The organism is Hoylesella shahii (assembly GCF_937990675.1).
Classification (GTDB): domain Bacteria; phylum Bacteroidota; class Bacteroidia; order Bacteroidales; family Bacteroidaceae; genus Prevotella; species Prevotella shahii.
The window spans coordinates 1-24,224 of sequence record NZ_CALKQY010000064.1; the positions used below are offsets into that span (position 1 = coordinate 1).

The window sequence follows — 24,224 nt, forward strand, 5'->3', positions numbered from 1 at the left end:
ACCCTGCCCATCGGTGGCTAGAGTCTATGCAGAATTTGAGGTCAGCCGTAAAACCCAGTTTAAGGGAGTTACAGATATTCCGTTCTTCCTTTATAGGCTTATGTAATCATGTGCACGAGAAGCGGATTGCTACTGGGTTTTACGACTGATCCCAAATCAGGCGTTAGGACCTGCACAGTTTTTGTTTGATTGATGGTGAAGATTGTTTGTTGTTGTATAAAAGGACTGCGCATAACGCTAAGATCGCAAGACTAACTAGATAATAACAAGAAACGAAGGACGAACAAGAGGAAACAAAAAGTTAACTAGATACAAGCGAAAGTTGAACGAGAGGAAAGCGAAAAGTTAACTAGAGACAAGCGAAAGTTGAACGAGAAGAAACAAAAAGTTAACTAAAGAGAAGCGAAAGTTGAACGAGAAGAAACAAAAAGTTAACTAAAGAGAAGCGAAAGTTGAACGAGAGGAAACAAAAAGTTAACTAAAGAGAAGCAAAAGTTGAACAAGAGGAAACAAAAAGTTAACTAGAGACAAGTAAAAGTTGACCGAGAGGAAAGCGAAAATTTAACTAGAGACAAGCGAAAGTTGAACGGAAAGAAAGCGAAAAGCCAGAGGCATAATCAACGATTAGGGCATAAAGAAAGGTAGACACCTCACGGTGTCTACGCATTCAATGTCCGCCGGCATCAGTCGGCGTATCATGTTTTTCTTGTATTACCCTGGTCAGGGGTTCTCTTTAAACCTTGTGTATCTTGCTATCTCCTCTGTTACTTCATTTGTTTTCTTCATTTTATCTTTGTCAATCTTAAACTTAAACCTTTGCGTTAGTCGTTTTCCGCCTGGGTATTCCAGTTCAACGGCCAGTTCATCATCGGTTACTTTATACTTACCCTCTTCGGCTTTAACGCCGTTTCCGCTAGGTAAGTCCACTTTATGGTAAGAACCATCGGCCTTATAAACCTCGTAAACTTGTGCTGGAGAGTGGCCCATGTGGGTGTTTGTGGCATCTTCAGAAGCAAGTGTAGCATCCAGTTTCCAAATTCCAACGATGGAGTTCTCATGTTTTTCATCAGGGTCGTTATCACTACCTTCGTCGTTGTTTGAGCAAGCCGAGAAGGTAGCAACCGTAAAAAGGACGGCTATAAGAGCCAAAAAGGCCATAAAGGCCCTGTTTTGTGTTGTTTTTTTCATGATCGGTGTATTTGATAATATTCAATGTAGTAATGCAAAGTTACGATATTTTATGTAATTAAAAAAGAATTTTAACAAGTAAATTATAACCCTTTGTGTTAATTCTTTGCATTGTGTCTCAAGCAATTAGAATGTTATCCACAATACAACCTGTTGTGTTCTGTTTGGTGGCTGGTTGTGATTGATTAACAAATAAAAGCGTAAAGGGAAAGTAGATGTTGGTGACACGTTAACATATTATAGCACCAACAAAGCATAGAAAGGCGTGATGGGCTGGTATGCGAAAGCATAATACTGGTCTGAATAACGCGAATTAATCCTTTCGCCAATGACATTATCATCCTATCAATGGTTTATAGCCCTTAATCAATGGCATTGTTGGCCTTAAGCGTTGGTCATAACAAGGAGAGCCCAATCGGGTTATGACACAATGTACAACAAAACAGCTCGAAAGTAGCGTTATCTCTTTGTTTTTTTAGCAAACTCCCACACCACAATACCAGCCGCAACAGAAACATTGAGCGAGTGTTTGGTGCCGAATTGGGGTATCTCTAAAAAGCCATCGCAGTGGTCTACCACTGTTTGTTGCACACCCTTCACCTCGTTTCCTAGCACAACGGCATAGCGTTCGTTCTCATTGGTATCGAGGTTTTGCAGCATAGTAGAGTTGGCCACCTGCTCAACGGCAAACACTTTCGTGCCTCGGGCATGCAATTCATCCACGGCCTCGGTTGCATCTACAAAGTATTTCCACTCCACACTGTCCTCTGCACCAAGCGCCGTTTTATGAATTTCGGCACTGGGAGGCGTGGCAGTGATGCCACAAAGATACACCGCCTCAACGCGAAAGGCATCGCATGAGCGGAACACCGACCCCACATTGTGCAACGAACGCACATTATCTAGCACCACAACAAGGGGAGTCTTGCTGGCTGCTTTAAACTCATCCACCGTTAGACGGTGCATTTCTATGGTTTTAAGTTTACGCAAAGCTCAATTATTTTTGTTCTAATATCTTTGTTTTCGGTTGATTTGGTACTAACAAGAGCTCATAATCCGCTTGGACTTGGAGGCAAGATGCGCAACAAACAGCAGGGCTAGGTTTGCGCAACTGGCGTGACACCGAGCGAGCAAACAACCGAATTACATGCACAAAGGTACTACAATTTCCCTATTTGAATGGTCATTACCACAATAGAAGGTGGGTTTTATGTTGTAAGAGACAGGGCTTTGAAAGAAAACCGAGGGCGTTTTGCACCATGTAACCCGTAAAACACAATTTAAGTGACAAAGGAAACACGAAAAATCAATGGCCTACACCCCACCGAATGGCCACCATCAACGTGGCCATCGGCGCGATGTAGGCGCAAATAGGTTAGTTGGGATAAAGAAATTAGCGCGAATCAGTTGTTCTGAACATGGCGAAACGCGCGTAAGGAGACATCACAAACGTGTTGATTACTACCTAACAAGCACTTTTTCAACCGTTCCGTCGTTATATTTCACAACGTTTATGCCTGGTTCGGGTGCAGAAAGGCGTTGGCCTTTAAGGTTAAAGCGTGCCACTTCCACACGTTCGGTTTGAGTATTAACAGCTTCTACACCTGTTGTGCCATGGGCACCGATGCTGCAACGAGCAGCATTAACAATGTAATTTGAACTTCTGTCGATAACCAACACCACAACGTGCAGATTGTTTTTGTTTTGAGGTTGCCAATAAGTACCAATGTTGCTGAAGGTAACTTTATGACTAATGGCCTTATCGGCAGTAACTCTGCTGGGGAGAGAGTTATCAATACCCGAGCCAATACCTTTAAAATCGCGAGCCACATGATTGTATTTAAGGTTGTAAACGGGGTTACCACCGCGGGTAAACGTTTTAAATTCACTGTTTTCGTTCTCATATTCATAACGACCATAGAAATAATTGGCCTGAGCCCAGCTGCGTCCTTGCATGCCGTCTTCAACGATTACATAGGCAAGAGCATATCTGGCGTTCGACAAACTACGCCGGAATGTAGTAAACGATTGCACGCTGATAGTGGTTTTACGCACATCCCACTCTGCTTGCACTTCGATATCCATTACTGCTCCACGATTTTTGGCATCATCATAAGCATCCTCTCCTGTGTAATCTTTTATCTGACTATAACGAGAAGCCCATATAGTGGGATAGCCTCTAACAGGACTTCCAGTGCCATAATAATTCTCAATGCCCATCTGGTCGCGACTATGAATGGCTATACCGATAAAGTCGTCGGGGTGTTTTTTGCTCATATACTCCATTATAGCAGTGGCACGAGGACAGTATTGACACCAAGTGGCGGTGTAATCTTCAAACACCACACGACATTTAGGCTTTTTACTAAGCACCACCATGTTGAGCGATGACTCCGAGAATGTAGTGGTATTGGGCTGCCCATTCACCTTAGTAATCTCGCAAGTAACCTTATAATCACCCAGCTCTTTGAGTGTTGGCACATTCACCAGCAGTTCTTTTGTATCAGTTGGAGCGATGGGTTGAGCCAGTTTCACCTCTTTTTCTTCCAACACCTTACCAGCAATAGAGAGTCTATAGTGGAAAGACTTGATGGCATTGCTACCATAATTAACACAAGCAAACTTGCCTTGAGCATTGGTTTCGCCCTTTTCAACGATCAATGCAGGCGATGCGATGGGTGCTAAATTGTTATCACCAAAGGCTGCGAACGCCTTATTGCAGATGTAAAGCACCAACATGAGCGCACAAAGGCGCATAAAAGAAGATTTTATCATGTAATATTCATTTTAATCGATAAACAAATTACCCTTCGCCACTCCTCTACAGCGGAACAAAAAGGCCGTAACTCTCCCTGTGCTTGCACGCAATGGGCGTGAAAGCATTCTTTTTATCTCCCCAAATAAGGGGTAATGAGGATATTATTTCTTAATTATTGGCCTACTACTACTTTGGTGGCCTTTCCGTTTTGCTTAACCACATACAGTCCTTTTGGCAAGCTATTTAGGTCGAGAATGTTGCGCCCAACAAACACGCCCTGAGCCGTCCACACCTCATTAACAGTATTAGGCAGTGCGTTTTCAACATTTTCAACACCCATAACATCACCGCTGAACTTCAGTTTTACGGTAGTAATCAGTCGTAAGGGCACTGCTATTGCGGCCGTTGCAGGACTCTTAGTGGTATAAAATTTAAGCACAACAACACAACTTCCATTCTTAGAGATAAAAAATTCAGTATCAAGGGAGGCGTCTTTTTCCTTAGCAAGGAAATTACGCGATTGCGATTCGTACTTCATTTTTTTATCAAATACGTTGCAGGCGCTAGGGAAACACATCTTCAGATAAGCGTTTTCGCCTTTCATTTCTTGAATATCGGCCACCACCATGAAGTTAACATCCTTGCCCGAAGTGTTGCGAACAAAGAGTCCACTATTGATTTGCGGTCCAAATTCATTATCTGTCACTTTGTTTAGGTTTAGCGTAACATTGTCTTTAATCTCTTTTCCGGTAGCGTCTACCAATACCAAATCACGATTTGCGGCATATATCGACAGAGCCGACACGAAACAAAAGAGCACGCTAAAAAGTAAAAATCTCTTCATATCAAATGGTTTTATTGTTATAAGTTTTGGGATTGTTAATGCTATTTGATGTAAACGAAGGCAGAACTTAATGTTAGTCCTCTCTCGCCAGGGGGTAATTTGCGCCGTTAGATGGATGGCAAAAGCAGTTCGGCACCATTTGTTAAGTCTTTAGTTGGCCACTTTATGCCTATCAACCTGCACCACTCCGTCGTCGTTATATACGAAAGCCACCACCCATGCCTTATCAGCATTCACACCATTGGGCAACGTTAAGGTGTGCGTAAATGTCTTTTCGTTGTTGGCGTCGATGCTCACGTCCTCGCCCCAATCGCCATTAAGAGCGGCCCGCAACACATGATTGTGCACGTAATTACGTTCAATCACATTGCCAGGCAACTGTTGTATGCTTACAATGCCATCCTCAACCAGCCACAATTGCAGTTTACCTTGTACCCCATTGGCCAACGCCGCGACCGTGGTTGATACCTTCAGTTGGCGACTTGTGCCGTCGTAAGTGGTGACTAGCTTCAGGTTGAGGGCTGTTTCGGCTTCAAAAGCCTGTCTAATAATACCAGCCCAGGCATCTTTTTGTTGTCCAGCAGGCTTTCTATTTATCAAAGCATTGGGTACAGAGTTGGTAAATCCCCAAAAATCGGCGTAGCTATCGCCCAGTGCCGTGGACAACCCATTCACGCTAGCCGTGGGCTTTACGGCCAATCGACCGCCATGAATGGCCACCACAATCAGCGTGTCGCCCCCATATTGGGCTTGCAAACGCGCCAATTCGTTGGCTGCTTCGGGACAGTTAAGGCAGCGTTGACCCGTAAATTCCTCTACAAGTACTTTGCGTTTTACCGTAGCCGAGGCTACTTCGATAAATCTATCTTCGGGTGCGATGTTGTTGCAAGCACCCAAAACAAGGGCAGCAAGCAGTATGAGTGTTGGTTTTAAATGCATCGTTTTTAGTTTTATTCGGTCTATACTTTAACTGTTTTATACAAAAAGGCCGTTCAAAGACTCCGTTTATTTCGTAAGAAGGACTGTGTTAAACCCCAATCGGTCATTAGACCACAATGTATCCAGAATTCTTGTTTCTGTGTTGTATCCTTACATCTTTTATCATCTTGTCGGTATCTTGTCTGCCTTTGCAACTTGACGTAGCCCGTTACGCCTGCGTTACAAAGACAGGCAATCTGCTCGACAATAAAACAAAATCAGTTTTGGCTCTAATGATCGATTTGGGTTAAAGGCCTGCGGCCGATGGATGGGCGGTGTTTTGCCCCGCCATTGCAGCCTGCAAAGCCTTAACAGGTTGTCCCCAATTCACTTTTATATCCTAGAAATTATAACTGTAAGACAGCGTTGCGCCCTTGGTTGCAGGCACATATCGACACACGCCACCACTGCAATTATAGCCATCTTTCGTGCGTCCGTAGCCCACTTGCAAGCGATGAGCCCCGTGATTAAAGGTTACCAGCGCTTGATAATAGTGTGTACGCGTGCTTCCAGAGTTATACATATCGCTCACGGTGAACATCCAAGAGGGTGCCAACGATAGTTCGAGCAGGCCAAAAAGCCAATCGCCATCATCGTCTTTTGTACGCATATACTGCGCTTCGGTGCGCAATGCGGTGCGTGGCGACATCGTCCAATCCACATCAGCCACAAAGATATTGGCGTTAATCATACCACCCTTACCCTCTACCACAGTTTTATTATACCGTTGATTCATATACATCAGCGTGGTTTTGAGAGCCGGGCACCAGCGTTTTTCCATCTGCAGGTTTAGGTCTTGATAGTAAGTTTCGTCACCCCAGGCCCAAAAAGCCGATCCATAACCATCCGTTCCCTTACCTCCCTGTTCGTTTCTAGCGATGCCATGCACGTGCGAGAAGTTCAATTTCAAAGTAGTGCCATAGCGTCCACCCAGTGCAGTGCCTTTCTTTAGCTTATATCCCATAGCCGCTTGATAGGCCCATTCGCCACCAGGTTGCGTGGCATAGGGGTAGACTGCAGGCAGGGCGTAAGTATGTTCGTAAGTAAAGGCAGGCAGATGGTTTACAAACGACGAAGTTCCCACCATGCTACGACGTGTGCGGAAACCCATGTTTACGCTTCGTTTGGCTTGGAGTAGCATGCTCAATCCTCTCTTAGAGTACGAACCCGACAGCATTGCCACATATCCATTACGATAGATATAGCCGTTATCGGCCTCTGGGTCTTGCGCTTTTTGTGCATATTCGGCCAGCACATTAAAAGCGCCGTGTTGCCATCTAGCCCTCACATCGTAGGCCAACACATTACTTGGTAGTTTTAAACGATGGTTAGCGTCGACCATCACCACCTCATCGGGTTCGTTTTTGTTTACTACCGATACGCCCAACATCAAATACTGGTCGTGTGCTTGCATGGCAGGTAGCCATTGTTCGATGTTTAATTCGAGGTCGGCACCACCCAGCCATCCTGGGTTAAGCTCCCAATAACGGCGTTGTTTACCCGCCAATGCTTTCACGAAGACACCAGGAAGAGGGTTGGCCTTCACGCGTCCGCCGAGCAGAGAATTGTCAATGCCTAGGCTTCTTTCTTCGTAAGTGCGTAGCACAAAACCCGAACCAAACTGCTCATAGAATGTACCCGCCGTTAGTTCCACATGTTTTGTTTGCCACCTTAGATAATAATGTGGTACGCCCCATCCTTTAATATCGGCTTCAAATCCTGGCAAAGGGTGTTGCAGATACTCCAATCTCAACCCAGCATCAAACTGCTTGAACGAGGCGCCCAGTTCCACATAGGTATTATTAACAAAGTCGTCTGTTCCTTTAGTGATGCCAGCTTGATTGTCGTTTTGTGGCAATAGCATATCTGATTGTATCGAGCCACGCAGCGCAAAGCCCTGCTTTTGGCCTCCATCTTGTGCCAATGCCGAGCTAGGCGCGCAACAAAGAGCAAGGAGCAAGACCGTTGCCCAGGTGTTTTGCCAGCTATTCTTGCGATTACGCTGATTGTTAGCCATACGGTAGGCTGTGTTTTGTTCAGCCATTCGGTGCAGAGGCAGCCCCATGCAATATTTTTCTTGGGGTTGCGCCATTAGTTGTGGCCTTCGCATTTGCTTTTGCATGATGAGGTTTAGGTACATATATAATGTGTATGCTTGTGAATTGCTAGATTAGAGAAGGTGTGGCAACATCTATTATGCGCCCCAATGTCCCTTCTTTGTGTTGTTCTTCGATGGCCTTATGTGTTAGAATATTGTTGCTCGCACATAATACACTTGGCCAATCGCCATCTTTTAAGCGGGAAAGCAAGTTAAGCCCTAATTGAAGCGGGCCAAAAATTCCCAGAGCCAAGTCTCTTAACCCATCTAAAAGACTTGCCTTATACAGGCCATCGGCAAGCATTGGCCCTATTATTGGCGCTATACCGCCCTGCTACATGCAGGCTTTCACCTTTTCGAGCAGTTCGTTTTCGGCCCCATCGGTATACCCATTGTGTTTATACACGATGTTTCCTTTGCCGTCGAGTAGCAAAGTATAAGGTATCATTTGTATACCCAGAGCGCGTTTCAGTTCGCCGTTTGGGTCGAGCAGCACGTCGTAGGTCCATCCGTTTTCATCAACAAGGGGTTTCACCTTATTAATATTCTGCGCCTGGTCAATGCTTACGGCAACGATTTTCACTCCCGTTTCGCGCTTCCAGTCGTCGTAAACCTCGTCTATGGCTTTGAGTTCGCGGTTGCAAGGCTTACACCAAGTGGCGAAAAACGCCACCACAAGTGGTTTACCATTATTGCTCAGCGTGTCCACTCTCACGGTTTTTCCCGTGATGTCTTTCAGTGTTACGTTTGGCAATCGCTGTTGAGCGTGTGCGCATAGTGCCACGATGGTGGCAGCAAAAAGTAGAAAAAGCTTCCTCATTGTATGTTTTCTGAATTATGCTTACAAAGTTATGAAAAAATAATGGCATGTAAAGAAAAATCGCGTCTCATTTAATATGAAATAGTAAAGTTTATCGAAACTTTTAACATTGTAAGTGTTTAACAATTTGATATTTACCCTTTCAGTGCTGCATTATTTATCGCTAACACACCAATAACACGCAATCTATGCGCTATATTAGTAAAATACCGAACAAAGTAACAGCAATTTAAACGAATAGAAGAACACCATTCTGCACCTTCATCAGCACATAAATAGCTTATTTCTAGACACTAAAGGAAGAAATGACAAAGAAATAAGGCGAATGGAAAGGCAGTAAGCAACACGATTGTCTACATTATGCAACATAAAAACAGACCTTCTTTTCACCTTTTCACCTTTAAGCGCACTTTTTCAGTGTTTTATTTGGATTCCTCTCCCACTTCGTTTCCACATTAAATGCTGTATTTATCAGTGGTTCAGCACTGTTTAACTCCTCGAACCGCTGCCACACTTAACGAATTTTACAGACAAAAGTTTGCTGGTTATCACAAAAAGCACTACCTTTGCAACATCTATATCCAAACAAAGCAACACTGGAACTTTCTAGATAAGCCGCAAACGCATCGTTAATCAAAGACAAACGTTGACGTAGCGGCCAAAACTCGTTGTAATACGAACATAAAATTCCGGCATAGAAAGCATGCCGGAATTGCTCATTATTTGTCATAGGAAAAACTAACACCAATATAATTTAAGGTTAAAGAAATATGGCTTACATGTCACAAGAAGGCTACGAGAACCTCGTAGCAGAGCTTAGACGGCTCGAATCCATTGAACGCCCCAAAGCATCGGCTGCAATTGCCGAGGCCAGAGACAAGGGCGACTTAAGTGAAAACTCTGAATATGATGCGGCAAAAGAGGCTCAGGCTCATCTCGAAGACAAGATTAACAAATTAAAAATGGCTATTAACGAGGCTAAAATTGTTGACACTTCGAGACTTAGCAACGAAGCTGTGCAAATTCTTTCGAAGGTGCAGATGACCAATCTAACCACAAAAGCCAAAATGTCGTACACCATTGTGAGTGAAAGCGAGGCCAATTTAAAGGAAGGAAAAATCGCTATCACAACGCCTATCGCACAGGGGTTGCTCAACAAAAAAGAAGGCGATGAGGTGGAAATTACCATCCCCCGAGGCACCATCAAACTAAGAATTGACAAAATTACGATTTAAAGCAGAGGGGTTAACACCCCTTTAGCAGCAATGCCTACCTAAATATTACCACACAATGGACATATTCAGCAAAATTGCCGCTGGCGAAATTCCCAGCTATAAATGTGCAGAAAACGAACAGTTTTATGCATTCCTCGACATCAATCCACTGATGGAGGGGCACACTTTGGTTATTCCGCGTCGCGAAGTGGATTATATCTTCGATATGAACGACGACGAATTGGCAGCTTTTCAGCTATTTGCCAAACGTGTGGCACAGGCTGTTAAAACAGCTTGCCCATGCATCAAGGTGGCTCAAGTGGTACTAGGATTGGAGGTTCCGCATGCACACATCCATCTACTACCCCTCAATTCGGAGGACGACGCCGACTTTAAACGCGAGAAGCTCAAGCTCTCGGCCGAACAAATGCAAAGCATTGCCAACAAGATATACGCGGCGTTTAAGTCGCAACAATAGCATGGGCTGGTGCTAATTGGGCAGCTCATCTACTCGATTTCGGATTAAGTTAAAAGAGAGTGCCAGCTTTTTCGGCACTCTTTTTTTTAAATTTAAATGCCACACAAGGAAAATCGCACCTACCCAACAACGAGCTTAACTAATACAATGAACAAAACAAAACCATAACACTTATGATACGCAATATTTTAATGGTGGCTTTAGGCGGTGCAGTGGGCAGCATGCTGCGCTATTTGCTCGCATGCATATGGCCCGCAACAGGTTGTAACAGCATCCCCATTGGCACATTGGTGGCCAATGTGGTGGGTTGCCTTTCCATTGGCTTTGTGGGAACACTGCTTCAACGCACGCTTGGCGGCAACGAACAGCTTCGTCTGCTGCTATGTGTAGGATTTTGTGGCGGACTAACCACGCTTAGCACGCTGGTTAACGAGTCGTCGTGCATGGCTCACAACAGTCAGTTGCTGATGGCAGCCATATATCTAGGCATCAGTGTGGCCCTTGGTTTCTTAGCCTTGCATTGCGGAACGTGGTTGGCAAGTAGGTTTTAACCTCTTTTTCAGAGTGTGGGCAACGAATTCGTTGGCCACTAGGCAGGTTTCTCCGTGTAGGTATTTTCCTTCTATTTCCCTTGTGTCTGTACATTCTGTGCATCATTTGGATATAAGCCAAAATGATATGAAACATTTGGGCATTCAAATGACACCAGTTCCCCCTTTTGTTTTTCCTTATTCACTCGCACTATAAACTTCTCATACGTATTCTTCCGCAGAAACTCAATGTGATCAGAATGCGTGAACTCTTGTTTTGGTGCAGCATGCCCCGCAAACCCATATATACTATTCTTTTCTTTTGATAGGTTAATCATATCTACAAATAGGCGTGTTGCGTTACGTTGCCGTTGGCAAACTGTATGCGCTGGGGGTTGTTGTGCAGGTCGTAGTCGATGTGGGTAATGTCGCGCGTGCCGTCCATTGTGAGCGAGCCGTTGGCGTTATAGTGGATGTCGTTTGTACTGTGCTTCACATCTAGCGAACCTGCATACAGCACGGCGGGCGCATTCTCCTCCACTTTGCTCAGTTGGTTGCCGTCGTATCCGAGTCGCAAGTCGTCTATCAGTCCGCAGCTGCCTTCTTGCGTCATTCCTTTGCGTTGCAGCGAAGTAACATTACTATTACCATCATACCCCAGGCCTTCGTTGTAACGCCCGATGCCCGTTGAGAAGTTGTTTTCACCATACTCAGCATTCACCAGCCGGTTCAGGTCGTCGTAGGTGTAACGGTAGCCACGGTTCACTTTATTTATTCCTTCCAGGTATTTCAAGAACATACTCATAAAAGCCCCTATCGTCATATAACTTAATCGCAATAACTTCACTACCTGAATCTATGGCAATAAAAGGTGTGACGTTTAAAGAATCGGCGAGTGCGTTCTCAAAGTTATAATGTTTAGTTATAAGAACTTTTAAAAACCTCTTATTAAACTCATTGACGAAATTAATATGAACAATTCCTGGTCTCATTCGCATAGATTTGTATTCTCTTATCATTTCATAGTCATCTACGGCGCATTCTTTAAGCATCCGCTCTAACACTTCGTTTGGCTCCCAAAAGTGTAAGGTTAGCCGTGCTTTATGAAAACGATAGCTACATAACCTGTTTATCGTGAAATCAATTTTACGATTCAATGGCAACCAATCCAAGTCGTATGAAATCGAGACTATGCCCCTCCTCGTTTTCCTACTAAAAACTCTATTTAAGAGTCTCTCATTATATATCGATATATTTTTCATTTCTTAAAGATGTTTAATTTCTCATCAGCAGTTCCTATTCTTTTGAGTTTTCCACCAATCTTCTCAAATACTTTAAAATATCCCCCGTTATACTTATCTATGTCCCAAGAATAGTATCTCCCGCCTAATTTAAAAATCTTTTGATTATGAGATAAGCCAAATTCACGGGTTAGCTTTGCTCCTCTATTAATTAGATATGTTTCGGCTGCAAGTTTATTCATTGCCACTCTTGGCGAAGAAGGTATGGGTACATCGCCCATTATGGGTGCAACACTCATTATCCGCCCTTGCGCGTTGATTTTCCAATTTACGCCATTTATTTCTTCAATTCCTCCGTTCAAGAAGTATCTAACTCTTTGCCAGAAACCCGAATATGGTTTAAAGTAGAAAGAACCAACATAGGCATTACCAATAAAGGATACAGGAGTTAGGCCTGCATCAAATGATTTCCCTGTAACACGAACTTCTCCATCGTTCACCGTAGCATAACTCGTATAAAATTTGTGGGTTTCATCGTTATAAGCCAACTTAGCAGTAAAATCATTATCATTGACATGTGTCCATTCCGAGAAGTCGAAGTTGATTACCCCTTGCCCCACTGCATTTAGGAATTTTCTTATTTGTGTCTGATCATTAGTTGACCAGTAATCCTGCCCATCATAATCCGTAAAGTTAATAGGGTTATTCGCACAATACGCATACGGCGAAACCCCATAATACTTCTCTGCCAATGGGTCTACCCTATCCCACATCGGCAGCAGTGGGGCGTATTGGCGTGCGCCGTAGTCGTAGGTATTAAGGCCGTGAAGTTCGTCGAACTCCTTACCGTTGTACTTGTAGCGTTGTTGGCTTTCGTTCGTGCCAAGGGCATAGATGGGCGTGCCGAAAGGATAGTAGGCGTTTACCTGCTCCACCTCGCCCTTCTCTGAAACCACCTCGCGAACGTTGCCCAGGTGGTCGCGGTTGAAATACCTAAATTGCAGAGAATATATTGTCGGCCCCTTCTTTCCTCCACCCAAGTCGTTTTGCCATTGTGAGCACATTTTCTTGTTATAGTCAAAGTCGCCTGTGCTGCACCTCACGTCTAGCCAATCGACACACGTCACAGCAAACAAATTCTCTCCCGCTGGTAAAGGTCTGCACTGAGAAGGTACAGCGGAAACTTCTGTATAATTGATATCTACAATCATTCTAAATCAATAAACTCAAAAATCTCATCATCTTTTTGCATGCCATTCTTTCTACGAATAAGGCTATCATACCTGCTGCTATAAGGCCCTTGTTCTGCTGTTACATATATCAGAAACTGCACGAATTGTCGAAACGCGCGCGTATATACATGAGTTTCGTTAAGCGAATAAGAAGGCTTGCTTCTATAAACTTCTCCTAAATATAATTTTATCCTTCTTTTCCTTCTGTTCTTATAAGAAATGTCCACATCAAGCATATCATACTCTGTCTCTACTACAAAATTTTCCTTCTTACGCAGCTTGAATATTCCAATAGTTTTCGACACATATAACCTGTCGATCATAGTCAGGATGTAATTTTGTGATGCCTCATTCAGCCTAGCAGGGTAATAAACGAAGCGAGAATCTTCAGCTTCTAATCCATGAGCTACCGAGTCTAACACATAACTTGCCTTATCCCTATAAACTGTGATATAAAAGCTGCTTTTCGTTAATGCGGAATGATAGTAAGCTACAGAAATAGAGTCTATACCCCTTTTACTCATTTCGTCGAAAATCTTGTTCCGCTTGCCTCCTACACAGATGTATACGCAGGAAAGGAACATAACAAGTAAAATCATCCGAGGTTTCATTTCTTCTTCGATTTATAATATTCAATACGATTTTCTATCATCTTCTTGTAGTTTTCGGTTGTTTTCGGATAAAAAAGTCTGTCTCTTTTTACGTTCTCATAGGCTTTGTAATGGTTTCCAAACTCATTGCCAATTTTATACTTCCCATGGCTATACCACTCATGAATAATTATTGTAGCAGCGAAATTCTCTACTGTTCCTTCGTAATTGCGGGTAACATTCTGATGAGCGTCAATCTGTGCTTTGATACCGCTATGTTCAGGCCAAGTCGTGAAATTACTATTCTTCTTATAGGTGAATCCTATCTTCCCACCTTTAATATCCGACATGTAAAACGTCTTTTCAAAAACCTTGACTCCATTAAAGTGTGAAATGATATGATTTAAGACATTCAACTCGAAGTTCATCAATGCATCGCCCTCATAAGCCCTCTCCACTTCGTCATAAGTTTTGAAATCAAGTTCGTAACCTGCTGGATTTTCAGACAAACCTGTCCAATAAGCCATGTCATGGCTAGAAAAATCCAATTGTTCTATGCCTGTGTAGATGTAGATCTGGCCCGTAAAGCCCTCACTAGAAGTTCCTAAGAATATACCCTTTGAGTTGTATATTGGGTTTCTTCCATCAGGGTCTACAAACGTCACAGGGTTATTCGCACAATACGCATACGGCGAGACCCCATAATACTTCTCGGCCAATGGGTCTACCCTATCCCACATCGGCAGCAGTGGGGCGTATTGGCGTGCGCCGTAGTCGTAGGTATTAAGGCCGTGAAGTTCGTCGAACTCCTTACCGTTGTACTTGTAGCGTTGTTGGCTTTCGTTCGTGCCAAGGGCATAGATGGGCGTGCCGAAAGGATAGTAGGCGTTTACCTGCTCCACCTCGCCCTTCTCTGAAACCACCTCGCGAACGTTGCCTAGGTGGTCGCGGTTGAAATAAACAAAGTCTATCGAATAATTATCACGCTTACCGCTAAACTCACGCCATTGTTCCAACAACTTGGCAAAAAATTCATCAGACATGGAGGGGTCTCTCATGGGAGGCATTACACAAGCAGGGGGGAAATAATCGTGCGCAAGGGCAACAAAACCCTCGCTACTGCTTGTGTAATTCGAAAGAATTTCCGAAATTGGTGAATGTGTAAGCTTCATTTTATTTTTTACCTGAATACAAAGATAAGAAAAAAATGGGCTTACACACTTTTTAGGACAGTACCCACTATTTCGCCATTGCAAGGACAGTGAGCGCGGTGCAAAAAGCATCGGCCTGCCATGTCCTCAACGCTTAAAAACAAATTAAAGTCTGTTAAGCCGCCTCGGGTGTGGCGTCTAGTTTTTTGCGATAAAGCTTATCCACCACCAGCGCAATGGCGCCATCGCCCGTTACATTACATGCTGTGCCAAAACTATCCATAGCGATATAGAGGGCTATCATCAAGGCTTGTTCGTTTTCTCCAAAGCCTAAGATGCTGCCCAAGGGCGCTAAGGCGGCCATAATAGCGCCACCTGGAACGCCCGGAGCCGCCACCATGAAGATGGCCAGCACCATCATGAAATGCAAAAACAGGGGGAAATGGGTGGGCAAACCCTCAAGGAGGGCAATGGTAAAGGCACAAGCTGTTATCTTCATGGCCGAACCCGAGAGGTGAACAGTGGCACAAAGGGGTATTACAAAGCCTGCTATATCCTCTGAAACGCCATTCTTAACAGTCTGTTTGAGTGATACGGGGATGGTGGCAGCCGACGACGATGTGCCCAAGGCCGTGAGATAGGCAGGAAACATGTTGGCCAACAGGCGGAAAGGATTTTTCTTTACGATGGCCCCCGCTATAAGATATTGATAGATGAGCACAAAAATGTGTAGCGCAAAGATAACAACGATAATCTTTGCAAACACCGACATGATACGCATTACATCGCCACTGAAAGTCATCGAGAGGAAAATACCAAAGATATAGAGTGGCAAGAGCGGGATGATAACGCGCTCGATAACGCCTACGATGATGGTCTTCATCTCGTTTGTGGCACCGCGCAGCACCTTATGTTCACCATAAGCTATGCCCAAACCCATGATAAACGATAGCACCAGTGCACTCATCACATCTATCGGTGCAGGAATATTAACGGTGAAATAGGGTAAGATATCGGCTGGTTTATCTACAACCGTAAGTGTTTGTGCCCCATTACCGATAAGCGAAGGAAAGAAAGCAGCCCCAGTGGTGTAGCTCAAAATAGCCGCAATAACGGTGTCGGCGTAAGCAATGCCCACGGTAATGAGCAGCAGTTTGCCTGCACCTTTGCCGATGTCGGCTATTGCAGGCGTAACCAATCCCACAATAATTAGCGGGATAATAAAACCTAAGAATTGTCCGAAGATACTGTTAAAAGTAGCAAATAAGCGCACCCACTGCAGTGTAAATATATTGCCTAACACTACGCCGAGGGCAATGGCGATGAGAATACGCCCTAATAATCCGATTTTCATTGGTAAATATTGTTTTTTAGATAAGCAGCCTTGGTGGTGCTTGATGTGAAATAAATGTCAAAAGGAGAGGACAGATGCGCCACAAACAAAGAAAGCAAGGGGGAAGAGAGAATATCAAAACTAACAAGGCTCACGCCTAAAATAGTCATTCGTTATGAATAACGATACGTATACTTACGCATCTAAAATTAAACATTATCAAGTCATTACGGGCTCTCGCCCAATGCTCTCGCTATATTAAGCCTCTCTTGGCTATTTCTACCAAATTTTATATAAACATTTACATCACTCAGCTGCGCTCGCGCGTTGCATATACGAGCAATAATAAATGCGATTGAAAGTTAATACCTTCCCCCTTGCCTATGTCTTTAGCGTGTCTTTGTTGGTCATCGCCAGGCAATAGCCAGCAAAGCGCATAGCGCAAGTTGCCTTATTATAGGGTTTAGCCCTGCGCAAGGCGTTCGGCCATGGCGCGTCCCAGTGCTCTACACTGTTCGGCCACCTCAGCAGAGAGTGCTTGTTTCATTTCAACGGGTGTGCCCACAGGTTCGAAATGCAATCCGTTTTCGTTCCATTCGCCAATTTTTTGCACTGCTTTGCCTGCCCATCCATAGCTTCCAAACCATCCAATGAGGTGGTTTTTGATGTCTCGGTTGGCCAGTTCGCTGAGCAACACGTCCATTTCGTGATACAGTCCTGTGTTGTAAGTGGGTGCTCCCACGATGAGTCCGCGGTAGCGGAACACGTCTTGAATAATGTACGAGTGATGTGTTTTCGACACGTTGTGCACCACAATGTTTTTCACTCCAGCCTGACTAGCAGCCCTAGCAATCACTTCTGCCATGCGTTCGGTGTTGCCATACATCGTGCCATAGCATATAACGAGTCCGTCTTCGGCTTCGTATTTGCTCATACGGTCGTACATTCCCACCACTTTTTCGAGGTGTTCGTGCCACACTGGTCCGTGAGTAGAGCACAGATATTCAAACTTTTCGTTGGCCAATTTCTTCAATGCGTTTTGCACAGGTGTGCCATACTTGCCCACGATGTTCGAGTAATAGCGCACCATTTCGAGCCAGAAGGGTTCGCAATTGATTTCGGTATCAAGCAATCCGCCGTTAAGTGCGCCGAAGCAGCCAAAGGCATCGCCAGTAAAGAGCACGTGGTTAGAGAGGTCGAGCGTCATCATTGTTTCGGGCCAGTGCACCATTGGGGTGAGATAGAACCTCAACGTGTGCTTACCCAGCGAGAGTTCGTCGCCATGTTTCACCTCGTGTTCGCATCCCGAAAGACCATAAAAGCCTTTAAGCAGGTCGAACGACTTTTTATTTCCCACCACTTTAAGGTTGGGATAATATTGACGAAGCAGTGCGAAAGAGCCACTATGGTCGGGTTCCATGTGGTTGGTTACCACATAATCAATGGGTCGGTCGCCAAGAACTTCGCGTAAATTCTCAATAAACTGCGAGAAAAAGTCGGCTTCCACAGTGTCGATAAGACACACTTTCTCATCAACGATGAGGTACGAGTTATACGAAACGCCATTTGGAAGTGGCCAAAGGCCTTCAAATTTCTCTTTCTTGCGGTCGTTCACCCCCACGTAATAGAGGTCTTTTACTATTTCTATCATATTCTGAGTTTGTAAGTTTATGAGTATATGAGTTTATGAGTATATAAGTTTGTGAGTTTATGAGTATATAAGTTTGTGAGTTTATGAGAGTTTATGAGTTTATGAGTTTATGAGTTTATGAGTTTGTGAGTTTATGCTTTTATGCGTATATTAAGTTGGGTGGGCTTATGCGTATTCACTCAGGTTTCCACCCTTTTGGCACATAGTTTTGTGTGCCTTTGCAGCTTTCAGTCGAGAACGCCAGGGCGTAACTCATTATCTTGTCCCATTGTTCTTTAGTCAATCCGTCGAGAAGTTGTTGCCTAGTGATGCCCAATTTGAGCAATCCAAAGATAAAACCAGCATTAAAATTGTCGCCAGCCCCAATGGTACTCACGGGTTGAATGGTGCTTACGGTATAGCTTTCGCACAGTGCACCGTCGGCTCTTAGCTGCACAGGGTTCACGCCATCGGTATAAACAAAGCGCTTACAATAGAACGAAATCTCGGCCGAATACACTCTAGCGGGGTCGGATTGTCGATAAAGCACCTCGAAATCTTCCCTACTTCCCCTCACCACATCGGCATATTCGTAGTTTTCTAGTAGGTTAGGGGTGATGCGCATCACATCGTTTCGGTGTCCCGAACGAAAGTTAACATCGTAGTAAATAATGGCTCCTCTGCTGTGTGCGAACTCTAAAAACGACACCACCTGTGGCCTTGTGGCCGCGCTAACGGCGTAGAACGAACCAAAGATAACAATATCATCGGGCTGAACATCGGGGTAAGTAAAGTCGGGCGAGTGTTGTTTGTTATCGTGATAAAACAGATAATCGGCATCGTTTTGTTCGTTTAAGAAAGCCAACGAAATAGGCGTTTGCCCCTCGGCATACTTCGTTACGTAGTCGGCATGCACGCCATTGTCTTTCAGAAAGCTGATAACGTTAGCTCCAACGCGGTCGTTGCCTACAGCAGAGATAAAAGTGGCGTCGGCTCCAACGCGTCCTAGCGACACAATGGTGTTGAAAACCGACCCTCCGGGCAATGCTCCCATGGGCTGTTCGTGCTTAAAAACGATGTCTAAAACTGTTTCGCCTACTCCAATTACTTTGCGCATACAATGGTTGATGAATGATTGTTGTTTGTTAAAGCCGCTATCGAGCCTTCTTTGCTAGGGCTTAAGCCACATGTTTGCCTTTCGCCAAGCCTACCCCGCAAGCAACATTAGGGGGTGTAAAGGGCAAATAAGGCAAGGCCATGCTTAGCCAATAGCAGGGCTAACGAATGTTTTTTGCGCGCTGCCACATAGCAACGATGCGCGCTGCTTCACTGTTTTGCCCCAAACCACTCGATAATGTTCCTGCTTCTGTTATTAATTTGCAAATATCCGAAAATTAAATCAGATAGCAAAACAATTGATTGAGTTTTTGTTATGCCACTAACCGTGGGGCGAAAAAAATAGGCAACTAATATTCAAGGCCATGTTTAACCCGTATATTTTTCGTAACTTTGCAGCAGCAATTGGTACGCCATGCACGGCGTTTAATAGGGAAACGGGCGAAAATCCCGTACAGTCCGGCTGCTGTGAATTGCCCTTGGAGGCGTAAACACCTGTCACTGAACATGCGTTTGGGAAGACGTTTACCGCCCGGCAATAAGTCAGAATACCTGCCTTTGCTTGCGTTTACACGGTCTCCAGGGTTAGACCTTACGCCCAACGCACGCTCCTAGCAGCGTGCAAGGTTTCTTTTTATTTCCCCTACACGTTGTGCACAGCCCTCAAAGTGCCTTTTAAGGCATTGGTGTTTGGGCAAAGCACCCTACACTAAAGCATCAATCAAAATCATCAACACAATAAAAACATGAAGCAACATCAACTCAATGTGCTTCTGTGTGCACTCATCTTATTCGCTATTTCGCCACTAATGGCCTTAGCAAATAATGAAGATGTGCTCATGGAACTTACGCCTAAGCGCGTGGAAGTGGGCGAAACACCCATCAACTTTTACGACGATGGTGGGCCCAATGGCCAAACTTCGCCCGAATTTAAGGAGGGTAAAACCAGTAGTATTACGTTTGTTCCCACCATTACGGGTAAGAAAGTGCAAATAGATTTTAGTAAGGTAGACATCTTCGAAGGTAGCCAATACAAACAGTTTATCGAGGTTTACGATGGCACAGAGGTGCGCGCCGACCGCCTTTTGGCTACTGTTCGTAAGGGCACAACGCCCCTTTTGAAAGCCACCAACGCCGAAGGCGCACTCACCGTGGTGTTTGGTAGCACCACGGCTTTACGCTCTAATGGTTTTCAAGCCGTGGTTAGTCTCTTCGTTCCACAAGCAATGCGGTTCGGCGAAGTGGTTACTTCGTCTATGCAAGACCACACGCTAGCGGCTGGCGACTCGCTTCAACCGCTGCTTGCGTTTAGCATTCGCACCACCGAGACCGAGCCTGCGCTTGCACTTCACGCATTAACGGTGAACAATAGCGGACCCATCACGGGTTTAAGACTCTATCAAAGCGCTTCAGAAAACGACCTTTCCACCGCCCATTGCATTGCCAAAGCCAAGGTTAGCAGCCAACAAACGGTGCTCAACGTGACCAATAAACCTGCACTTCGCATGGGCAACAACTTTTATTTCATTGCTTGCGACGTGAGCGAAGAGGCCGAAAACGGCAACACGGTTAGTGTTTCGCTCACCCAGGTGGCCCTTTCTGATGCCCAACATGCCCTTAATGCCACGCTGCTAACGGGCGACCGACTGGTGGAAAACATCGTTTACGCCACCGAAGGCACACAGATAAAGCGCGTTAATGGCGAACTTACGCTTAAATCAAAAAGCAATACGTATAACGATAACTACGAAGGCGGAAACCAAAACCGCATCGTTAGCTTCAAGCCTTTACACCAAGGACGCGTGGTGCAGGTAGATTTCAGTAAGTTTGATGTGCAATATTCTAGTTCAACGGTTTATGGTGTACGCGCCCATTTCGTGGTTTACGAGGGTGTAGGTACCACTGGACGCAAACTGTGGGAACTTAATTCTACTGCCGACAGACAGCGTGGACCAGGTAAAACGTTGCGTTCGAAATCGCCCGATGGTGCACTCACCATCGTGTTCAACCCCAAAGACTCGCACTATTCGGCCAAAGGCTTCGAGGCTAAGGTGAGCGAATACCAACCCAAGCACATGACTCTAACCGATGTTGTGGTGCAACAGGCCTCAACAGAGGGCGTTGCTCCAGGCGCAAAACAACAACCTCTGCTGCTTGTTAACCTTAAAACCGAGGGCGATTTGCAGCCCATCACCCTGCAATCGCTACTGCTCGACCTTAAAAACTCGATGCCCGCGATGTCGGCTTTGCAGCTGTTTAAACAACCCGCTGCCAACCCTGGCGTTGCGCCAAGCACCGACACGTTAGCCATTGTGCCCCAGTCACTATTGCAAGCGCAACAACACATCGCCCTAACACAGCCACTGACGCTCGACGAAGGCGACAACTGGTTAATGATTTGTGCCGATGTGGCCGCCGAGGCACAAGCTAAAAAGGCCCTCGATGCAGCCCTTTTAAAGGTGAACACCTCGCTGGGCGAAACGCAAGTACAAGCTGGCGACCCCATCGGCGAACGCCTTGTGGAATACGAACGCTCGCTCGTCAAGGGCGATAATGGGCGCATCGATGTACCCGAAAATGCCACTTTCACCCTCTACGACGATGGCGGAAAAGACAAAAATGAAAGCAAAAACTTTGATGGCATCATCACTTTCGTGCCTAAAACGCCTGGAACGATTATCGCCATCAAAGCAAACACATGGACTTTGGCTGCGCCCGACAAGCTTGAAGTGTACTTCGGAACAGCACGAAAAGACAAACCCGACCTTGTTTTCGATAGGTATAAAAAGCTTGAAAAGCTGCTTTCTACTGCGCCCGATGGTGCTATCACCTTGCGCTACACCACGGGTAAGTATGCTGTTTCTGAGGGTTTTGCCCTCGAAGTATCGGCCATTACGCCCCAATCGCTGTCCATTAGTAAGGTGAATGTTACGGCTGTTGCCCCCGAACAGGTGTTTAAGGCACAAGAAAATGTGCCCATGCTGCACGTTGAAGTAACCGTTACAGGCGACAAAGGCCAATTGCAACTCACCCAGATGCGTGCTCCATGGCCATCAACGTCGCCCGTGGCGCAAGCCAATGTTTTTGCAACAGCACTTAATAATGGCTTTGCCACCACCACAAACGTGGGTAGCACCAATGCCAACGATGGTGTTTTTGCCATGAATTACACCATTGAGAAGGCTGGCGAATACCATTTTTGGGTGGCTATGAATGTTGCGCCCACGGCCACTGTTGGTCAAACGCTGAGCGTTGCGCTCACCGATGTAACCGCAAACGCCACTGCTGTGCAGCCAATAACACTTCAAACGGCCTCCACTAACGTGGCACAAGGCATCAGCGGAACCATCAATGTAGGCCCAAGTGCCACATACACCACCATTCAAAGTGCCATCGAACATCTAAAAACGGGTATCGACGGACCAGTTACGCTTAGCATTGAGAAAGGCGAATACAACGAAAGGGTGAACATTCCGCATCTTCCAGGGCTTTCGTCTACCAATACCCTCACCCTTAAAGCGGCTTCGGGCAAACGTGGCGATGTGCATATCTTCCACAATAACTTCACAAAAAATGGTTACGACCCCGACCAAATGGCCAACGATTACGGCGTTGTAACCATCGATGGTGCCACTCACACCACCCTGCAAGCCTTGGAAATAAGCACCCAAGACCCCACTTACCCAGGCGTGGTACACCTTCGTAACAAGAGCCGAAACATCACAATAGACAACTGTTACATACACGCACCACTCTCAACCAGCATCCAACAGAAGGTGACTCTCGTTAATCTCTATGCCAAAAACGAGGCTAACGCCAACAACGACCACTTCTCGCTGCAACATTCGCTACTCGAAGGTGGTTATAATGGTGTGAGATTAGGTGGCACGGGCTTTGTGTCGCTGCCAGCAGAGATAGGCGGACGCATCGTTAACAACGTGCTTCGCAACCAAGGAACAAAGGCTATCTACGTGGCAAGAGAAGTGGATGCACGTGTTGAAGGCAACACCATAGAGAACGAATTGTCTACCCATAAAGACTTTAACGCCATCGACATCGACGCTAAAGGCGATGTTAGGGTTGTTAACAATCGCATTTCGCTCAACACGAAAGAGTATTGCACGGCCCTTTTCGTGCGCAACGTGTCGGGCACTCCCGCTTCTTTGGCCCTCATTGCCAATAATGCGGTGAGCGTTAAGCATGCCGAAAGCAGCTCAAGAAGCTACGGTTCGAAGGTGTTATCACTCAAAGGCGGATCGGAAAACTTGCTCATCGCCCACAACACACTATGCGTGGAGGGTAAAGAAAACGACATCACGGTGGCTGTTATGGGCGCTATGAACGGCAAGGTGCAGATGGTGAACAACATTTTGCAAAACAATGGCAAGGGACTGGTTTACCAAACCACGCGCAAAGAGTTTGTCGACAGTCTTGCACTAAGCCACAACAACCTCTTTACCAATGGCAACCAGCTGGCCAAAGTGCAATCGTCGTTTGCCGACTTTAACGAATGGCGCACGCTCGCAGGCGAGAAATTTGCTTACAACAAGAAGGTGGACTTTGCCACCGACGTGTTGTTACAGCCGCTTACCGAAGACGATTTGCGCCACGGCAAACCTATTAGCACAATCGCAACAGATCTTCTTGGTGTGACACGAAGCGCCTCAACGCCCCTTATTGGTGCTTACGAGCAAGCATGGCAACCCACTCCTACGGGCATAACCACTGCTGCAAACACTTCGGCCAACATTGTTTTGCAGGTTGAAAACGGTGCGTTGAACTTTACCAATGTGCCTCAAGGCGCGCAAATAGAAGTGTTCTCGGTGTCGGGTGCGCTGCTTTCGCGCCATGTGTTACCAGCAAATGCCACCAGCTTACAGGTGCAAGGCCTTCCCAAGGGCGTGTTTATGGTGCGCGTAAGATGGGCCAACGGCCGATGGAGCACCACCATTAAGAAGTAAAAACCCCACACAGCAGTTTGGCTTGCACATGCAAACAAACCTGCATCAACAAATAATCGGAA

Annotated in this window: 18 protein-coding genes and 1 riboswitch; of the genes, 4 read left to right on the forward strand and 14 right to left on the reverse strand. The window is 45.5% G+C overall.

Annotated features, from left to right (window positions below):
* Window positions 1–720: 720 nt before the first annotated feature.
* The 7 genes from QME03_RS09450 to QME03_RS09480 form a co-directional block, all read right to left on the reverse strand.
* Window positions 721–1,188, reverse strand: a complete 468-nt coding sequence (locus QME03_RS09450) for a hypothetical protein (RefSeq protein WP_281724217.1) — start codon at window positions 1,186–1,188, stop codon at window positions 721–723.
* Window positions 1,189–1,647: 459 nt separating this feature from the next.
* A complete protein-coding gene (locus QME03_RS09455; RefSeq protein WP_281724218.1) occupies window positions 1,648–2,178 on the reverse strand; it encodes an RNA methyltransferase in 531 nt (176 codons plus the stop codon).
* A gap of 471 nt (window positions 2,179–2,649) precedes the next feature.
* Entirely contained in the window at window positions 2,650–3,963 is a 1,314-nt protein-coding gene (locus QME03_RS09460; protein WP_281724219.1) for an Omp28-related outer membrane protein, read from the reverse strand.
* A gap of 155 nt (window positions 3,964–4,118) precedes the next feature.
* Window positions 4,119–4,790 (reverse strand): hypothetical protein, encoded by a 672-nt coding sequence (locus QME03_RS09465; RefSeq protein WP_281724220.1) that lies wholly within the window; start codon window positions 4,788–4,790, stop codon window positions 4,119–4,121.
* 150 nt (window positions 4,791–4,940) lie between these two features.
* The gene (locus tag QME03_RS09470; RefSeq protein ID WP_281724221.1) at window positions 4,941–5,729 is read right to left on the reverse strand and encodes an Omp28 family outer membrane lipoprotein; all 789 of its coding nucleotides are present in this window, start codon (window positions 5,727–5,729) and stop codon (window positions 4,941–4,943) included.
* Window positions 5,730–6,108: 379 nt separating this feature from the next.
* Window positions 6,109–7,890: a DUF6029 family protein gene (locus QME03_RS09475; protein ID WP_281724222.1), complete on the reverse strand. Its 1,782-nt coding sequence runs from the start codon at window positions 7,888–7,890 to the stop codon at window positions 6,109–6,111.
* A 310-nt stretch (window positions 7,891–8,200) separates the two neighbouring features.
* Window positions 8,201–8,686 (reverse strand): TlpA family protein disulfide reductase, encoded by a 486-nt coding sequence (locus QME03_RS09480; RefSeq protein ID WP_273146513.1) that lies wholly within the window; start codon window positions 8,684–8,686, stop codon window positions 8,201–8,203.
* A gap of 770 nt (window positions 8,687–9,456) precedes the next feature.
* On the opposite strand from QME03_RS09480, the gene greA reads away from it, so the two are divergent.
* The 3 genes from greA (at window position 9,457) to crcB (ending at window position 10,929) form a co-directional block, all read left to right on the forward strand.
* Window positions 9,457–9,921, forward strand: coding sequence for a transcription elongation factor GreA (greA, locus tag QME03_RS09485; RefSeq protein ID WP_025817568.1), 465 nt, complete (start codon window positions 9,457–9,459; stop codon window positions 9,919–9,921).
* 55 nt (window positions 9,922–9,976) lie between these two features.
* Window positions 9,977–10,378: an HIT family protein gene (locus QME03_RS09490; RefSeq protein ID WP_025817569.1), complete on the forward strand. Its 402-nt coding sequence runs from the start codon at window positions 9,977–9,979 to the stop codon at window positions 10,376–10,378.
* A 173-nt stretch (window positions 10,379–10,551) separates the two neighbouring features.
* Complete coding sequence (gene crcB / locus QME03_RS09495) at window positions 10,552–10,929, forward strand: fluoride efflux transporter CrcB (protein ID WP_273112176.1); 378 nt, start codon at window positions 10,552–10,554, stop codon at window positions 10,927–10,929.
* A 319-nt stretch (window positions 10,930–11,248) separates the two neighbouring features.
* On the opposite strand, the gene QME03_RS09500 is transcribed toward crcB, so the two are convergent.
* The 7 genes from QME03_RS09500 to QME03_RS09530 form a co-directional block, all read right to left on the reverse strand.
* The gene (locus tag QME03_RS09500) at window positions 11,249–11,731 is read right to left on the reverse strand and encodes a hypothetical protein (protein ID WP_281724223.1); all 483 of its coding nucleotides are present in this window, start codon (window positions 11,729–11,731) and stop codon (window positions 11,249–11,251) included.
* Between the two features lie 435 nt (window positions 11,732–12,166).
* Window positions 12,167–13,360, reverse strand: a complete 1,194-nt coding sequence (locus QME03_RS09505; RefSeq protein WP_281724224.1) for an RHS repeat-associated core domain-containing protein — start codon at window positions 13,358–13,360, stop codon at window positions 12,167–12,169.
* On the reverse strand, window positions 13,357–13,992 hold the full coding sequence (locus QME03_RS09510) for a hypothetical protein (protein WP_025817949.1): 636 nt from the start codon (window positions 13,990–13,992) through the stop codon (window positions 13,357–13,359). Before QME03_RS09510 ends, QME03_RS09505 begins: the two co-directional genes overlap by 4 nt.
* Complete coding sequence (locus QME03_RS09515) at window positions 13,989–15,143, reverse strand: RHS repeat domain-containing protein (protein WP_281724225.1); 1,155 nt, start codon at window positions 15,141–15,143, stop codon at window positions 13,989–13,991. The genes QME03_RS09510 and QME03_RS09515 overlap by 4 nt, the downstream gene beginning before the upstream one ends.
* A gap of 154 nt (window positions 15,144–15,297) precedes the next feature.
* A complete protein-coding gene (locus QME03_RS09520) occupies window positions 15,298–16,476 on the reverse strand; it encodes a dicarboxylate/amino acid:cation symporter (protein WP_110370496.1) in 1,179 nt (392 codons plus the stop codon).
* Window positions 16,477–16,918: 442 nt separating this feature from the next.
* Entirely contained in the window at window positions 16,919–18,106 is a 1,188-nt protein-coding gene (locus QME03_RS09525; protein ID WP_273146524.1) for an FprA family A-type flavoprotein, read from the reverse strand.
* 175 nt (window positions 18,107–18,281) lie between these two features.
* Window positions 18,282–19,202 carry a PfkB family carbohydrate kinase gene (locus QME03_RS09530; RefSeq protein ID WP_273112192.1) on the reverse strand — a complete coding sequence of 307 codons (921 nt, stop codon included), beginning with the start codon at window positions 19,200–19,202 and terminating at the stop codon, window positions 18,282–18,284.
* 388 nt (window positions 19,203–19,590) lie between these two features.
* Window positions 19,591–19,775, forward strand: a riboswitch (cobalamin riboswitch).
* A 172-nt stretch (window positions 19,776–19,947) separates the two neighbouring features.
* Between QME03_RS09530 and QME03_RS09535 the strand changes: the two genes are divergently transcribed.
* A complete protein-coding gene (locus QME03_RS09535) occupies window positions 19,948–24,162 on the forward strand; it encodes a right-handed parallel beta-helix repeat-containing protein (protein WP_281724226.1) in 4,215 nt (1,404 codons plus the stop codon).
* The last annotated feature ends 62 nt before the right edge of the window (window positions 24,163–24,224 follow it).

Coding starts and splice junctions, on each gene's coding strand:
- QME03_RS09450 (WP_281724217.1), bottom strand. CDS start 1,188: ATGAAAAAAACAACACAAAACAGGGCCTTTATGGCCTTTTTGGCTCTT.
- QME03_RS09460 (WP_281724219.1), bottom strand. CDS start 3,963: ATGATAAAATCTTCTTTTATGCGCCTTTGTGCGCTCATGTTGGTGCTT.
- QME03_RS09465 (WP_281724220.1), bottom strand. CDS start 4,790: ATGAAGAGATTTTTACTTTTTAGCGTGCTCTTTTGTTTCGTGTCGGCT.
- QME03_RS09470 (WP_281724221.1), bottom strand. CDS start 5,729: ATGCATTTAAAACCAACACTCATACTGCTTGCTGCCCTTGTTTTGGGT.
- QME03_RS09475 (WP_281724222.1), bottom strand. CDS start 7,890: ATGCAAAAGCAAATGCGAAGGCCACAACTAATGGCGCAACCCCAAGAA.
- QME03_RS09480 (WP_273146513.1), bottom strand. CDS start 8,686: ATGAGGAAGCTTTTTCTACTTTTTGCTGCCACCATCGTGGCACTATGC.
- greA (WP_025817568.1), top strand. CDS start 9,457: ATGGCTTACATGTCACAAGAAGGCTACGAGAACCTCGTAGCAGAGCTT.
- QME03_RS09490 (WP_025817569.1), top strand. CDS start 9,977: ATGGACATATTCAGCAAAATTGCCGCTGGCGAAATTCCCAGCTATAAA.
- crcB (WP_273112176.1), top strand. CDS start 10,552: ATGATACGCAATATTTTAATGGTGGCTTTAGGCGGTGCAGTGGGCAGC.
- QME03_RS09500 (WP_281724223.1), bottom strand. CDS start 11,731: ATGACGATAGGGGCTTTTATGAGTATGTTCTTGAAATACCTGGAAGGA.
- QME03_RS09505 (WP_281724224.1), bottom strand. CDS start 13,360: ATGATTGTAGATATCAATTATACAGAAGTTTCCGCTGTACCTTCTCAG.
- QME03_RS09510 (WP_025817949.1), bottom strand. CDS start 13,992: ATGAAACCTCGGATGATTTTACTTGTTATGTTCCTTTCCTGCGTATAC.
- QME03_RS09515 (WP_281724225.1), bottom strand. CDS start 15,143: ATGAAGCTTACACATTCACCAATTTCGGAAATTCTTTCGAATTACACA.
- QME03_RS09520 (WP_110370496.1), bottom strand. CDS start 16,476: ATGAAAATCGGATTATTAGGGCGTATTCTCATCGCCATTGCCCTCGGC.
- QME03_RS09525 (WP_273146524.1), bottom strand. CDS start 18,106: ATGATAGAAATAGTAAAAGACCTCTATTACGTGGGGGTGAACGACCGC.
- QME03_RS09530 (WP_273112192.1), bottom strand. CDS start 19,202: ATGCGCAAAGTAATTGGAGTAGGCGAAACAGTTTTAGACATCGTTTTT.
- QME03_RS09535 (WP_281724226.1), top strand. CDS start 19,948: ATGAAGCAACATCAACTCAATGTGCTTCTGTGTGCACTCATCTTATTC.